This window comes from Flavobacterium nitrogenifigens (assembly GCF_003254565.1).
Classification (GTDB): domain Bacteria; phylum Bacteroidota; class Bacteroidia; order Flavobacteriales; family Flavobacteriaceae; genus Flavobacterium; species Flavobacterium nitrogenifigens.
Window position 1 is genome coordinate 145,607 of record NZ_QJRI01000170.1, and the last position, 15,648, is coordinate 161,254.

At 34.2% G+C, this 15,648-nt stretch carries 15 protein-coding genes; 11 read left to right on the forward strand and 4 right to left on the reverse strand.

The window, feature by feature from the left end:
* Positions 1-12: 12 nt before the first annotated feature.
* The 6 genes from DM397_RS08240 (at position 13) to DM397_RS08265 (ending at position 5,235) form a co-directional block, all read left to right on the forward strand.
* Entirely contained in the window at positions 13-1,002 is a 990-nt protein-coding gene (locus DM397_RS08240; RefSeq protein ID WP_111377073.1) for an alpha/beta fold hydrolase, read from the forward strand.
* Positions 1,003-1,103: 101 nt separating this feature from the next.
* Positions 1,104-1,493, forward strand: coding sequence for a DUF1398 domain-containing protein (locus DM397_RS08245; protein ID WP_111377074.1), 390 nt, complete (start codon positions 1,104-1,106; stop codon positions 1,491-1,493).
* Between the two features lie 14 nt (positions 1,494-1,507).
* Positions 1,508-2,362, forward strand: a complete 855-nt coding sequence (locus DM397_RS08250; RefSeq protein WP_111377075.1) for a ThuA domain-containing protein — start codon at positions 1,508-1,510, stop codon at positions 2,360-2,362.
* A 3-nt stretch (positions 2,363-2,365) separates the two neighbouring features.
* Positions 2,366-3,211, forward strand: a complete 846-nt coding sequence (locus DM397_RS08255; protein WP_111377076.1) for a sulfurtransferase — start codon at positions 2,366-2,368, stop codon at positions 3,209-3,211.
* A 170-nt stretch (positions 3,212-3,381) separates the two neighbouring features.
* Positions 3,382-4,623 (forward strand): ATP-binding cassette domain-containing protein, encoded by a 1,242-nt coding sequence (locus tag DM397_RS08260; RefSeq protein WP_111377077.1) that lies wholly within the window; start codon positions 3,382-3,384, stop codon positions 4,621-4,623.
* Positions 4,624-5,235, forward strand: coding sequence for a family 16 glycoside hydrolase (locus DM397_RS08265; protein ID WP_111377078.1), 612 nt, complete (start codon positions 4,624-4,626; stop codon positions 5,233-5,235).
* A 573-nt stretch (positions 5,236-5,808) separates the two neighbouring features.
* On the opposite strand, the gene DM397_RS08275 is transcribed toward DM397_RS08265, so the two are convergent.
* Positions 5,809-6,852 (reverse strand): RluA family pseudouridine synthase, encoded by a 1,044-nt coding sequence (locus tag DM397_RS08275; protein ID WP_111377080.1) that lies wholly within the window; start codon positions 6,850-6,852, stop codon positions 5,809-5,811.
* On the reverse strand, positions 6,842-7,462 hold the full coding sequence (locus tag DM397_RS08280; protein ID WP_111377081.1) for a PASTA domain-containing protein: 621 nt from the start codon (positions 7,460-7,462) through the stop codon (positions 6,842-6,844). Before DM397_RS08280 ends, DM397_RS08275 begins: the two co-directional genes overlap by 11 nt.
* 324 nt (positions 7,463-7,786) lie before the next feature.
* On the opposite strand from DM397_RS08280, the gene DM397_RS08285 reads away from it, so the two are divergent.
* The 4 genes from DM397_RS08285 to DM397_RS08300 all read left to right on the forward strand — a co-directional run bounded on the left by DM397_RS08285 (position 7,787) and on the right by DM397_RS08300 (position 10,767).
* Complete coding sequence (locus tag DM397_RS08285) at positions 7,787-8,758, forward strand: D-alanine--D-alanine ligase (RefSeq protein ID WP_111377082.1); 972 nt, start codon at positions 7,787-7,789, stop codon at positions 8,756-8,758.
* Positions 8,759-8,866: 108 nt separating this feature from the next.
* Complete coding sequence (locus tag DM397_RS08290) at positions 8,867-9,559, forward strand: DUF421 domain-containing protein (RefSeq protein ID WP_111377083.1); 693 nt, start codon at positions 8,867-8,869, stop codon at positions 9,557-9,559.
* 98 nt (positions 9,560-9,657) lie between these two features.
* The gene (coaD, locus tag DM397_RS08295; protein ID WP_111377084.1) at positions 9,658-10,116 is read left to right on the forward strand and encodes a pantetheine-phosphate adenylyltransferase; all 459 of its coding nucleotides are present in this window, start codon (positions 9,658-9,660) and stop codon (positions 10,114-10,116) included.
* Between the two features lie 72 nt (positions 10,117-10,188).
* Positions 10,189-10,767 (forward strand): PhnA domain-containing protein, encoded by a 579-nt coding sequence (locus tag DM397_RS08300; RefSeq protein ID WP_111377085.1) that lies wholly within the window; start codon positions 10,189-10,191, stop codon positions 10,765-10,767.
* 283 nt (positions 10,768-11,050) lie between these two features.
* Here the strand turns inward: DM397_RS08300 and DM397_RS08305 are convergent, their stop codons facing one another.
* Together DM397_RS08305 and DM397_RS08310 are read right to left on the reverse strand one after the other, a co-directional pair.
* Positions 11,051-11,497, reverse strand: a complete 447-nt coding sequence (locus DM397_RS08305; RefSeq protein WP_111377086.1) for a hypothetical protein — start codon at positions 11,495-11,497, stop codon at positions 11,051-11,053.
* A gap of 241 nt (positions 11,498-11,738) precedes the next feature.
* Entirely contained in the window at positions 11,739-13,100 is a 1,362-nt protein-coding gene (locus tag DM397_RS08310; RefSeq protein ID WP_111377087.1) for a DEAD/DEAH box helicase, read from the reverse strand.
* Positions 13,101-13,322: 222 nt separating this feature from the next.
* Between DM397_RS08310 and DM397_RS08315 the strand changes: the two genes are divergently transcribed.
* Positions 13,323-15,050, forward strand: a complete 1,728-nt coding sequence (locus DM397_RS08315; RefSeq protein WP_111377088.1) for a M14 family metallopeptidase — start codon at positions 13,323-13,325, stop codon at positions 15,048-15,050.
* Positions 15,051-15,648 lie beyond the last annotated feature (598 nt).

Here is a 15,648-nt window from a genome sequence, read left to right on the forward strand (position 1 = left end):
ACTGCCTCTCAAATGAAAATACTCAAACTATTATTTATACTAATTCCCTTCTTAAGTTTTGGCCAGCAGGGAAATATAAAAGCGCTGGACATTAATTTATCCAATTACGAATATCCTTTCCCTGTTCATTTTATCGAATTGAGCAATCAACGACAGTATTTAAAAATGAGCTACATGGATATTATTCCAGAAAATTACAATCAGAAAAACATTGTTTTGTTGCACGGGAAAAATTTCAATGGTGCTTATTGGGAAACTACAATTAAAGCACTGACGAAAGAAGGTTATCGTGTAATTGTTCCTGATCAAATTGGTTTTGGAAAATCAACAAAACCAGATTATTTTCAATATACTTTTCAGCAGTTGGCAGAAAACACCAAAAAGCTTTTAGATCACTTAGGGATTAGCAGAACCACAGTTTTAGGACATTCTATGGGCGGAATGCTGGCAACGCGCTTTGCCTTGATGTATCCAGAAACGACAGAAAAATTAGTTTTAGAAAATCCGATTGGTTTAGAAGACTGGAAAATAGTCGTGCCATACAAACCTGTTGATTGGTGGTACAAATCGGAATTAAAGCAGAATTATGAAGGCATCAAGCAATACCAAATGGCAAATTATTATGACGGAAAATGGAATGCCGATTATCAAAAATGGGCTGAACTTGGCGCTGGCTGGACAACCGCAGCAGATTACGATATTGTTGCCTGGAATTCGGCTCTTTTGTACGATATGATTTTTACGCAGCCCGTTTTGTATGAATTTAAAAATATTAAATGCCCGACGTTATTGATTATCGGAACGAGAGATAAAACAGCTTTAGGAAAACCATTGGTTTCTGAAGAAGTGAGAAAAACAATGGGAAATTATGCTGAATTGGGCAAAAAAACTCAGAAAGCAATTCCAAATGCAAAATTGGTAGAAATTCCAAATACCGGACATTTGCCACATATCGAATCTTTTGATTCGTTTATAAAATCATTAATCGTATTTTTGAAATAATATTTTTTTCCCGCCACGAATTCACGAATTTGTTTTTTGAAAATTATTAAATATAATTTGTGAATTCGTGGCAGAAAAACTAACCTAAAAGCTATATAAATATGTTTACAATAGAACAAATAAAAGAAGCCCATTCAAAAGTAAAAACAGGTGCAGATTTTCCAAATTACATTCAGGATTTAATCATTTTAGGAGTAAAAGGATATGACACTTACGTTCACGATGGAAGCACTGTTTACTACGGATTAAATAATTACACAGCTGCAGCCGAAGAAAAATATCCAGAAATTAAAGTTGCTGATTTTCCGAACAAAGAACTTTTTATCGAAAATTTGGTAAAACACCAACATGGCGAAACCGATTATATGACTTTCTGTAATCACTGTGCACAAGCTGGAATTGCAAAATGGCGTGTTGATATTGTCGAAATGACTTGCACTTATTTTGATAAATCTGAACATGAAATTTTAATCGAAAAAATTCCTCTATAATTCATTAGACATAAATGACTATTTCTAACCAAAACCACCAAACCTTTTTCAAAAGAAGCATTTTAATTCTCTTTTTTGTTATTTCATTCATTGGCTTTTCACAGAACAAAAAAGATACAAAATTTAAAGTAATTGCTTTTTATACCGCAAAAAACGATCAGGCGCATATCAGCTTTGTACATGAAGCCAATAAGTATTTTCCAAAATTAGCAGCGGAGCATCATTTTCAGTATGATTCAACCAGCAATTGGGACAATTTAAATGCTAAATTTTTGTCTAAATATCAAGTCGTTTTATTTCTAAACACACGTCCTGAAAAGAAAGAACAACGTGAAGCTTTTCAAAAATATATGGAAAATGGCGGCGGTTTCATCGGATTTCACTTTTCAGCATTTGCTTTAAACAATTCGAGCTACAATCAAGACTGGAACTGGTATCACAATACTTTTTTAGGTTCTGGCGAATATGGAAGCAATACTTGGAAACCGACTTCGGCAGTTTTAAGAGTAGAAAATCAGCATCCTGTGACTAAAAATCTACCTAAAACTTTCTCTTCTGCTCCAAATGAATGGTACAGATGGTCCAACGATTTAACCAAAAATCCAGACATTGAAATTTTGTTAGCCATAGACGAATCCAGTTTTCCGTTAGGAACTGGTCCAAAAGCTCATGAAATTTGGCACAGTGGTTATTACCCAGTTGTTTGGACCAACAAAAAATACAAAATGCTGTATGTAAATATGGGACACAACGATATTGATTATGAAGGCGGAACAAACAAAACCTTATCGTATACTTTTGAAAATAAAACACAAAGCCAATTAATTTTAAACGCCTTGCTTTGGCTTGGCAATTCTAAGAAAAAATAAAAAATGTCTGCTACTCTTTCTCCATTAATTACAGCTCAAAAATTAATTGCCAATTCTAAAATCATTTTGATTGATGCAAGAGCTGGCGCGAATGCTTTTGAAACATATCAAAACGAACATTTAAAAGGCGCTCGTTTTGTCGATTTAAATCGAGATCTGGCAGCAATTCCAGAAAATCCTGCAAATGGCGGAAGACATCCTTTGCCATCTCCAGAAGATTTTTCTAAAGTACTTTCTTCATTAGGAATTTCACCATCAGATCATGTTGTGGTTTACGATGATAAAAATGGTTCTAATTTCGCAGCTCGTTTCTGGTGGATGATGCGTGCGGTTGGACATGAAAAAATTCAGGTTTTAAATGGCGGTTATCAAGCAGCAATTCAAGCAGGTTTTCCAACCAATTCTGGAATTGAAACTTTTGAAAAAACAGTTTATCCTTCTCAAGAATGGAAATTGCTTTTAGCGGATATTGACGAAGTCGAAAAAGCCCGTAAAAACGATCAAAATATTGTGATCGATGTTCGTGATAAAAACAGATATGATGGCTTGGTAGAACCGCTGGATTTAATTGCAGGACATATTCCGGGAGCTATCAATGTTCCGCTAACAGAAAATCTGGATGAAAACGGATTCTTTAAACCTGCCAATGAATTGGCTGAAAAGTACAAAGCTGTTTTAAAAGACATAAAACCAGAAAACACAATCGTTCATTGCGGTTCTGGCGTTACAGCCTGCCACACGTTATTAGCGATGGATTACGCTGGACTTCCAATTCCGAAACTATATGCTGGCTCTTGGAGCGAATGGTCAAGAAACGACCGCGAAATGGCAACTCGACAAACTGAATAATTTTTAGCCATCGGTTTAATAGACTAAGAGGATTAAAAAAATGTGTTGCCACGAATTACACGAATTCGCACGAATTTTTTATCAATTATAATTAGGGAAAATTCGTGTAATTCGTAGCAAAAAAACACTTTAATCTGTGGCAAAAATAAATAATACAAACAAAAATTACAATGCAACACTGGGATATACTTTTATCAAATCAGGTAAATAAAAAGAAGTTAATAGACAATATATTAAATGGCGAAGCGACTGGAGAATTAGCCGTTTTTAACAATCAAAAAGGAATACTGTTTTCTGACATAGCCATTGAAAAATTTATCGAAAAAGAGTTTCAATATGACAGCGTAGAAGCTTCGCCAGATTCGCATAGACAGCTTCGAACATTTTCTTCTGGCGAACGTAAAAAAGAATTTTTAAAATACTGTATTAATCAAAAACCAGATTACATAATTTTCGATAATCCTTTTGATCATTTGGATCAGGCCTCGCGAGTAGTTTTAGCCGATTCCTTAAAAGATCTAACGAATGATATTGCCATTATTCAACTTTTAAATCGTACTGTCGATGTGCTTGAATTTGTGCCAAATAAAGCGCAAATTAAAGACAATACATTCGAATTGCATCCATTTAAAAAAACCGAAAATCATTTCAAAACATTAAATACAACTGCAATTCCAAAAGCAACGGAAATCCATACTTTTCCCGAAAACGAATTAATCAGACTTGAAAATGTTTCGGTGAGTTATGATGAAAGAAAGATTCTCAACAACATTTCTTGGGCAATCAAACAAGGCGAATTCTGGCAGTTAGTCGGTCCAAATGGTTCTGGAAAAAGTACTATTTTATCTTTGATTACAGGAGACAACCCGAAAGGTTTTGGACAAAACTTGTTTTTATTCGGAAGAAAAAAAGGTACAGGAGAAAGTGTTTGGGAAATCAAAAAACAAATCGGGATTTACGCCACTTCTATGATGGATTTGTTTCAAAAAGGGCACACACTGGAACAAATGATTCTCTCAGGATTCTTTGACCAAATCGGATTATATACAGAACCAACAACACATCAGAAAAATATCGTAACACAATGGCTTGAAGTAATAGAAATGACACATCTAAGAAAAAAGCGTTTCATAGATCTTTCTATCGGACAGCAGCGTGTAGCATTAATTGTCCGTGCCGTTTTGAAACACCCTCCATTATTAATTCTAGATGAACCCGTTGAAGGCTTAGACGACGAAAATGTAGATCTAGTGATTCAATTAATTAATACCATCAAACAAGAAACAAATGTGAGTATTATTTATGTTTCGCACCGAATCGAACAAGGCCTTGCTCCTACTTCTGTTTTCGAACTTTTGCCTTCAGAAACAGGTTCAATCGGAAAAATAAAATATCACTCAGAATTAAATTAAATGAAAACAAAATTTGCAGTATTTCTCCTTTTACAACTTATCTTGATTTCGTGTTCCAGTACCATATCAACAGTAAAAAAAGAATACATCTTAAACAATTCAAAAGAGCTAAAATCAGATTGGGCGATTAATTCTAAAGAATGGATTCTAAAAAATGATACTCTTACGGGAAATGGTTCTCTTTCGCCATGGGGAGTTTTGGTTTCAAAAAAACAGCTTCCAGAGAATTATGAAATCGATTTTAAAGTGAACATGACAAATGCATCTTTATTCGAAATCATGCTCAATTTAGATAAAGGAAAATATATTAGAACATACTTATACCAAATTGACCAGAACATAGTAATTGGCGACGGAGTCTATGATAAAAAAGACGATTCGTATGGCAAACGAGGCGGAAAAACTTTGTTTAGAAAACCAATGAAATTAGAAAACAACAAATGGTATTCAGTGAAAATTAAAGTCAAAAACAACCAATTATCATTTTCTGTTGACGACAAAACAACTTTAGAATGTTCTCTTGAAAAAAGCAATCTAAACCAAAAAGGAAAATTAGGTTTTATAACCAATGGAGAAGTCAAAATAACCTATTTAAAAATAAAATCTTTCTAGAAACAGACATAACGGATGGAAAAATATGAGATCTTGCAAAATGGTGATAACGAAATGACTATTTCTTTTTATTTCAATAAAAAATCATTAATTGTTCCTTCGATAATTTTCATTTCAACGTTCGTATTCATTTTCTCTTTATTAAAACCTGAAGTACTGGCTGACACATTTATTGCAATAATTATATTAATGCTTGTAAGTTTATTTATTCTATTCAATAATTATTTCGAATGGTATAGAAACAAATTACATGTACTTAGCATTAGAAATGAAGATTTGTACATTAATAATAAATTTCATTGCAAATTATATAAATTACAATCTATAAATGTAGTTTATCTCAACGAGAAATATAGCTTAGGTTGGAAGGTGTACTTAGATGTCTTTCCTATTTCATCAAATGACTACATCATAAAAAAACAATTATTAGAAAAAGATGCACATGAAATAGCAGAAAAAATCTCAATATTTCTTGATCGAAATGTCAAAATAGAATCATAAAAAAAGCTCCCAAAAGGAGCTTTTTTTATTTTAAAGAAAATTATCTAATTGACAAATTCCCTAATTATCTAATTACACTTCGTCCTCAACATTATGCGACTTCACATAATTACGCCATTTCTCAATACAATCCTGAAAATCCTGAGGAAGTTCTGTATCAAAACGCATTAATTCTCCCGTATTTGGGTGAACAAATCCAAGCGTTTTAGCATGCAGCGCCTGACGTGGTAAAGCTTTAAAACAATTCTCAATAAACTGTTTATATTTCGTAAAAGTCGTTCCTTTCAAAATCAAGTGACCGCCATAACGCTCATCATTAAACAAAGGATGACCGATATGTTTCATATGCGCACGAATCTGGTGTGTTCTTCCTGTTTCCAATTTACAAGAAATAAGAGTTACATAACCAAAACGCTCCAAAACTTTATAATGCGTAATAGCAGGCTTCCCAATTTCTGGATCATCAAAAACCGCCATTTGCATACGGTCTTTTAAATGTCTTGCTAGATTTCCTTCAATTGTACCGCTTTCAGCCACAACATTTCCCCAAACTAAAGCAATATACTCACGTTCGGTAGTTTTAGCCTCAAATTGTTTTGCTAAATGCGTCATAGCAGCTTCTGTTTTGGCCACAACCAAAAGACCAGAAGTATCCTTATCGATTCTATGAACCAAACCTGGGCGTTCACTGCTGTTCATTGGCAGATTTTCAAAATGAAATGCCAAAGCGTTCACCAAAGTTCCAGTATAATTCCCGTGACCTGGGTGTACAACCAATCCCGGCGGTTTATTGATAAGCAATAACGCATCATCTTCATAAACAATATCCAACGGAATATCTTCTGGATCTACTCTATTTTCAAACGGAGGATGCGACAACATAACCGTTATCACATCAAAAGGTTTTACTTTATAATTTGATTTTACTGGAATATCATTCACAAAAATGTTTCCATTAGTTGCCGCATTCTGAATTTTATTTCGTGTGGCATTCGGAATCAAATACATTAAATATTTGTCAATACGTAAAAACGCTTGACCTTTTGGGACTTCAAATCTGTAGTGCTCAAATAATTCGTCTTCCAGATCTAAATTTTCTTCAATATTATTGTTCATCACTTGGGGTTTCTGCAGGCACCGCAGTACTATCTGTTGCCTGACTTTCATCTACATAACTTGCTTTTCCATCTCCTAAAACCAAATCAATTTTAGAAGCTTTAAGCACTCTATCTCCTACTTTTAAGTTTCTTCCTTTTAAACGCATTTCCAAAACCATATCTTTTCCAAGATTCGGAATATACGTAATCGTACCTGGCTCAAGACCCAACGCTTTCAACGTTGGCACAGCCTCACGATATGTTTTCTCAATTAAATCTGGAATTTTCACAGAAGAAAAACCAGAAGCATTAATCTTAATATAAATTTTTCTACCCACTTTTACCATTGTTCCAGGCAGCGGATCTTGCTCTACAACACTGTATTTTGGGTATTCACTTCTGTAATCAACACTATCCAATAGAACGTAATCCAAATCCAATTCGTCCAATTTGTTTTCCACTTGCTCCTCAGTCAATTTAGACAAATTCGGCACTGCTATTTCGTGTCCATGATCTGTCGTAAAAGTTAACCAATGCATAAATAAATAACCAATAACCGCAATAATAGCTGCGGCAGCAAGCAATTGCAAGAAAAAAACTCGGCTTGTTAAATACTGACGTAAACTCATAAATTTATTTTTAATAGCGACAAAGATAAAGTATTTCGTTTCAAAAAAAATGATAATTTTGTTTAAAACAAGAAAGTGCCATGATTGTCATCCTGAACAAAGTCTAAGGATAATTTTTAGGAGCTATTCCCGCTTTCGCCTATATCTTTTTGTCTGCAGAAAAAGCAGCCAAAAAGGATACCGGCTCTATCGGGGCTAGGGCACTTGGTTTCATAAGAACGTTATTTATTAAAAAAACATATATTAAATAAAGTTTCAAAACAGATTTAAACGATTTACGGCAAAACCTGAAACTTGAAACAAATTAAAAACTGAAACAAAAACATGAAAAACATTGCCATCATCATGGGCGGCTATTCCAGCGAATACAAAATATCATTAATCAGCGGAAATGTCGTGTATCAATATCTTGACAAAACAAAATACAACGGATTCCGTATTCACATTTTTAAAGAAAAATGGGTTTATGTAGACCAAAACGATGCCGAATTTCCAATCGATAGAAATGATTTTTCAGTAACAGTAAACGGTGAAAAAATCACATTTGATTGTGTTTTCAACGCCATCCACGGAACTCCAGGCGAAGACGGATTAATGCAAGCTTATTTCGAATTGATTGGAATGCCACAATCTTCTTGCGATTATTACCAATCAGCCTTAACATTCAATAAAAGAGATTTATTATCTGTTTTAAAACCATACGGAATCAAAACAGCAATTTCTTATTATTTGAACAAAGGAGACGAAATCAATACTGCAGAAATCGTTAAGAAAGTAGGATTGCCATGTTTCGTAAAACCAAACAAAGCGGGTTCTAGTTTCGGAATCTCAAAAGTAAAAACAGAAGCAGAATTGCCAATCGCGATTGAAGTAGCTTATAAAGAAGATAACGAAATCATCATTGAAAGCTTCCTTGACGGAACTGAAGTTTCTGTAGGAGTTATCAATTACAAAGGCGAAATTATCGTTTTACCGATTACAGAAATCGTATCAGACAATGATTTCTTTGATTACGAAGCAAAATACGAAGGAAAATCGCAGGAAATTACGCCTGCCAGAATCTCTGACGAACTGACTAAAAAAGTGTCAGAAACTGCAAAACGCGCTTACGAAGTTTTAAAAATGAGAGGTTTCTCAAGAAGCGAATTCATTATTGTAAACGGCGAACCGCACATGCTTGAAATGAACACTATTCCAGGTTTAACAACAGAAAGTTTGATTCCGCAACAAGCAAAAGCAGCCGGAATTTCTCTGGAAGATTTATTCACAAATGCAATTGAGTTAGCTTTGAAATAAAACGCTAAGACACTAAGGTGCTAAGATTCTAAGATTTTAGCACCTTATTTTTTTCAACTGTCAGACTTAGCAATCTAATAATAACCTGTGAACCTTAGCACCTTAAAAATGAAAGAAATTTTCGAATGGAATAGACTTTTTTTTAATGAATTGCCAGAAGTTTTCCTTTTGGAAGTAATATTTCGTTCGACAGTAATGTTCACAATATTGCTGCTAACCTTAAAATTGGCTGGTAAACGAGGTGTAAAACAATTATCCATTTTCGAAACCGTAATTATAATTGCATTAGGATCTGCTGCTGGCGATCCAATGTTTTATGAAGATGTTGGAATCATTCCAGCTGCAGTGGTATTTTCAGTTATTATAATTTTATATCGATCTGTTACTTGGCTTACCGGAAAAAGCAAAAAATTTGAAGAATTCATAGAAGGAAAAACCGAATGTTTAATTAATGATGGAAAGTTTTCTGTGTCAAGTTTTAAAAAAGAAAGTCTGGCACAAGACGAATTTTTCTCTGAACTTCGCGTAAGATCCATTGAACATTTAGGACAGGTGAAACATGCCTTTATCGAACCAAGTGGAGAAATAAGCGTGTTTTTTTATTCTGATGAAAATGTAAAATACGGACTCCCTATTTTACCTTCGCTGTTCAATGAAAAAAGCAAAAACATCTCAAAAGACGGAATTCATGCCTGCACATTCTGCGGACACACTCAAGAGTTGCCAAAAGGAATCGCAAACTGCGAAATCTGCCATAAAGACGAATGGGTAACAGCAATCAATTCAAAAAGAATCACTTAAACAAATTCCAAAAAAAAAAAAAAATAAAAACTAAGATTCATCACAATCCTAATCAAGCTTAGAATCTTAGCATCTCAGAACCTTAGAACCTTAAAAAAATGCGAAAAGCCATATTCCCAGGATCATTTGACCCAATTACATTAGGACACGAAGACATTATCAAAAGAGGAATTCCTTTATTTGATGAAATCATAATTGCCATTGGTGTCAATGCCGAAAAAAAATACATGTTTTCATTAGAAGAAAGAAAACGCTTTATCGAAGAAACCTTCAAAGACGAACCAAAAGTTTCAGTTATCACTTACGAAGGCTTAACGATTGATTTAGCGAAAAAAGAAAAAGCCAATTTTATTCTAAGAGGTTTACGCAACCCAGCCGATTTCGAATTCGAAAAAGCCATTGCACACACCAATAGAAAACTGTCTAAAATAGAAACCGTTTTCTTATTGACAGCTGCAAGCACCTCATTTATTAGTTCAAGCATTGTACGTGATGTATTGCGTCATGGTGGCGAGTACGAAATGCTGGTTCCTGAGGCGGTTAGGGTTAAGAAATAAAACAACAAACCATAAACTTGCCAGCGAAGCAAATTATAAGTAATTTCGCATTTTTAAAACAAACAACAAACAATGAGTATCGAGAGAGAATTAAGCAAACGAAGCGGGTCAAAATGTGAACTTTGCGGTAATGAAGAGAATTTAAAAGTATATCAGGTTCTTCCAACTAGAAAAGGCGGAATTGACGAAGCTGTATTGGCCTGTAACACTTGTATTGACCAAATTGAAAATCCAGATAATGTCGATTTAAACCACTGGAGATGTCTTAACGACAGCATGTGGAACGAAAATATTCCTGTACAAGTAGTAGCTTGGAGAATGTTAAGCCGTATGCGCGCTGCAGGATGGCCACAGGAATTGCTTGATATGATGTATCTAGATGAAGATACTCTAGAATGGGCAAAAGCAACAGGAGAAGGCGAAGATGATGAAAATAAATTAGTTCACCGTGACAGCAACGGCGTAGTGCTACAACACGGAGATTCTGTCGTATTAATTAAAGATCTTAAAGTAAAAGGATCGAGCATGGTTGCCAAACAAGGAACTGCGGTTAGAAACATCCGTTTAGATCACGAAAATGCTGAATATATTGAAGGAAAAGTAGACGGACAGCAGATTGTGATTATTACACAGTACGTTAAGAAGATATAAAGAGATGCTAAGATTCTAAGTGGCTAAGATTCTAAGATTTTAGTTTAACCGCAAAGCACACAAAGTAAAAACGCAAAGTTCGCAAAGTTTTATTCACAAAGCTTTGCGAACTTTGCTCTTTTAAAAACCCTTTAAGTATAGAAAATTAGCTCCCGATAACTATCAGGATTACAGTAAAATTAAAGACAAAGTAAACAAACTTGAAACCTGAAACTTGAAACTAAAAAAAAGCCCGTTCATAAAACAGAACGGGCTTTTTAAATATATTATTTCTTGTAGAAAATTATTTCTGGAATAATTTACTGATTTGGTCTTTTACGAAAGGCTCAGAAACATTGTTTGTATCAGCATCTCTTTCTTTACTAGAAACCATAAATTGTACAGTTGCTTTGTCTGGAACTACATTTCCTGTGTAGTGCAACCAAATGTAGTTGTTTGGTAATTCTAATTTGATATCATACAAAGGTGTTGCAGTAAATCCTCCTACGATAATGTTATAAAGATTGTTGTATGCATTATCGATGTTTTTGAATGAAAACTTTCTTAAGTTAGAAGAATCCTCATCGCTTTGGATAATTGTGTAATACACCGTGTACTCATCTCCAATTTTTTGGATGTAATTGTTATTTACTTTCCCTAATTTCTCAACAGGAACAGTTTCAAGAACCTTTACTTGTGCAAACGAAACGAAGCTAAATAACATAGCTGCAAGGGTAATAATGTTTTTCATACTGAATTTGGGGTTACAATTTTACTGTAGCAAAAAAACATAGAATTATTGAAAAAACACCTATCAAATCATTATTTTTTTAACATAAAATTGTAAAACTTAGTTACACATCCTTAAAACACTGAAATACAAATAAATAAACTTCAAATAAAAAATTTCAAATTCCAATCTTTACATCTAATGTCTTGCTTCTCGATTCTAAAATCTTTCTTCTTGCATCTTTCTTCTTTATTATCTAGAATCAGTACTTCCCTCTCTTCTCGTCTTCAACTTTCTTAATCACATTGCGGGCAACTTCGATTTTAAACTTCTTGCCTTTCATCTTCTCGTCTTTGATGTTTTTCAGAAGATCCTTTACTTTATTGTATTTAACTGCTGCAAACGAAACAAAATCTTTTACTTCGATTAATCCTAAATCTTCTTTTTCCAGTTTTCCTTTTTGAGAAAAGAATCCAACAATATCAAATTTATTCAACTTGGTTTTCTTTCCGCCGCTTATGTAAATAGTTTGGAATTGAGGTGGCTTTGGCAATGAAACATTTCCTTCCACATCCAAAACATCCATTTCGTAATCAATGTAATCCAATTGTTTTTCACTTTCGTGAATGATAATATAAGCCGTTCCTGTTGCCTGCATACGCGCTGTACGTCCGTTTCTGTGCGTAAACTCATCTTCTTTTAAAGGCAGATGATAATGAATAACATGTTTCATTTCTGGAATATCCAAACCTCTCGCTGCCAAATCTGTCGTAACCAAATACGTCACACTTCTGTTTCTGAATTGAATTAAGGCTCTCTCCCGCTCTTCCTGATCCATTCCGCCATGATAATATACCGAATAGATTCCTTTTTCGTTTAATGTATCGCTGATACGTTCTGCAGCATCTCTATGATTACAGAAAATAATAGCTGATTCCGATTTCAAAGAACAAATCAAGTTGAATAAACTCTGCAGTTTATCTTTTGCTGGCGAAATCACCATTTTCATAGAAAGATTTGCCTTTTCTTCTTCCTCTGGAATAAAATCTAGAACAGTTGGATTTACAACTCTCGTGTATTTCGGAATCTCAATATCTGAAGTTGCTGAAACCAAAACCCTTTTATTGACTTTTGGCAATCTACCAATGATAAAAGACATCTGTTCGTGAAACCCTAATTGAAGCGATTTATCAAATTCGTCCAAAATTAGAGTCTGAATTTTATCGGTTCTAAAAGTATCTCTGTCAATATGATCTGCAATTCTTCCTGGCGTTCCAATTAAAACCGCTGGCGGATTGCTTAAATTTTTCATTTCGGTTTCAATCGAGTGTCCGCCGTAACAAATGTTTACTTTGTACTGCGTTCCCATTTTCTTCCAAACCTGTTCAATCTGAAGCCCTAATTCGCGTGACGGAACCAAAATCAAACATTGAACCGATAAGATTTCAGGTTGCAGTAATTCTAAAATTGGAAGCAAAAACGCTAATGTTTTTCCAGATCCTGTCGGAGAAAGCAATAAAACGTTGTTATCGTTCAGAATAACGTCATGTGCAGTTTCCTGCATCTCGTTGAGGCTCTGAATCCCTAAATTCGAAAGTATATCGTTGGAATGGTGTTTTTTCATGCTGCAAAAGTAGGGAAAGTTTTTTAACCGCAAAGCACGCAAAGGTTTACGCAAAGTTCGCGAAGTTTATGTTCAAAGCTTTGCGAACTTTGCGTTTTTCAAAACCTTGAATATAAAAAATCTTTGCGCGCTTTGCGTTAAAAAAAACACACAGTACATCAAACTTGAAATCTTAAACTTGAAACAAAAAACTTATATTTGATTCCTATTAAACCCAAAACCATGAAACTTTTTACAATTCTCTTTTCACTTTTCACCATCACGATTTTCGCTCAAAACAACAAAAAATACGATACGTTTTTTGAGAAAGGAAATGGCAACCAATCGGCTTCGTATCAGGAAACTATCGCTTATTGGAAGATGCTGGCAAATGATTTCCCAACCATTCAAATGAAAGAAATGGGATTGACTGATTCTGGTGAACCTCTGCACATGATTACTTTTAATCCCGATAAGGAATTTGATTTTGATAAAATCCAGAAAACAAAAGCTGTTTTGTTTATAAATAACGGAATCCATGCGGGAGAACCTGACGGAATCGATGCAACCATGCAATTCTACAGAGATTTGGCAACAGGGAAAATGAAAGCGCCAAAAAACACCGTTTTGGTTACCATTCCGGTTTATAATATTGGCGGAGCTTTAAATAGAAATTCAACAACTCGTGCCAACCAAGACGGACCAGAGATTTATGGTTTTAGAGGAAATGCTAGAAACTACGATTTGAATCGTGATTTAATGAAATCGGATACTAGAAATACAAAAAGTTTTGTTGAAATTTTCCAAAAAATAAATGCTGATGTTTTTATCGATAATCACGTAAGCAATGGTTCTGATTATCAATACAAACTAACCTACATCATGACGCAGCATAACAAATTAGGAACAGTTTTGGGCAATTTTATGAATAACGAAATGATGCCGGCTTTGGTAAAAGATCTTCAAAAAAAGAAAATCGAAACTACGCCTTATGTCGATTCGTTTAAAGATACTCCAGATAAAGGTTTTGGGCAGTTTGTCGATAGTCCGCGATATACAACGGGTTATACTTCGCTTTTTAATACGATTGGTTTTGTGGTCGAAACACACATGCTGAAAAAATATACCGAACGTGTAAAAATGACCTACGAATACATGAAATCGACTTTGGATTATACCGATGCTAATTATCAAAAGATAAAAGATTTGAGAGTAAAAAACTTAGAGCAATATCAGCCAAAGAAATCATACACTTTAAAATGGGAAATGGACAGCACAAAAGCGACTACTTTTTCGTTTTTAGGATATGAAGCAGGTTACAAAAAAAGCGATGCTACAACAGGAAATCGTTTGTATTACGACCGAAACAAACCTTATAAAAAAGATGTTCCGTACATCAAAGAATTTAAATCGGTTAAAGAAGTTGTGATTCCGACAGCTTATGTTGTTCCGAGAGGATATTGGAATATTATTGATCTTTTGAAAAACAATAATATCTCGTTTAAACCAATTAAAAACGATACGATTATAGAAGTCGAAAGCTATAGAATTGCCGATTTTAAAACCGTTCCGTCTGCTTACGAAGGACATTATTTACACAGAAATACAATGGTAACTTCTAAAATGGTTAAAATGGCTTTCGCCAAAGGAGATTACATTGTTCCGACAAACCAAAAAGGCGTAAAATATCTTCTAGAAGCTTTTGAACCAGAAGGCGTAGATTCGTTCTTTAACTGGAATTTCTTCGACCCAATTTTACAGCAAAAAGAACATTACTCAGAATATATTTTTGAAGATACTGCCGGGCAGCTTTTAAAAGAAAATCCAACTCTAAAAGCAGAATTAGAAGCTAAAAAACAAAACGATCACGAGTTTGCTAAAAGCGCCGAAGCACAATTGGATTGGATTTACAAGCATTCTGTTTATTATGAAAAGGCACATATGCAGTATCCTGTTTATCGTGTTTTGTAGACTTTTTTTTTAAAAACCGCAAAGAGCGCAAAGTTTTTTTTTGTTTTTTGATTGAGGTTATAATTTTTTAAGAACGCAAAGCTAGGCGCTTAGAACTTTGTCAAAGTTTTAAACTTTGACAAAGCTGCTCTCTTTTAATAGTGCATAGAAATATTTAATATTCCGCTAGGAATATCTCATCGGTAGAAAAAAATAAAACCGTTTTGCATTGTGTCCTGTAGGAACACCTGTTATAAGGAAATAACCCATCTATATTACCAATCAAACGTTCCTACGGAACGTATAACCGTAATTCAACATTTCATTTTCTACTACCGACCAGACATTCCTAACGGAATGAATTTGAATCTATTTATTTTATTAATCGCAAAAATTAATATTCCGATAGGAATATCTCATCGGTAGAAAAAAATAATATCGTTTTGATGAATGTGTCCTGTAGGGACACCTGTTATGTGGAAATAATTCATCTGTATTACCAATCAAACGTTCCTACGGAACGTATAACCGCAATTCAACATTTCATTTTCTACTACCGACCAGACATTCCTAACGGAATGAATTTAAATCTATTTATTTTATTAATCGCAAAAATTAA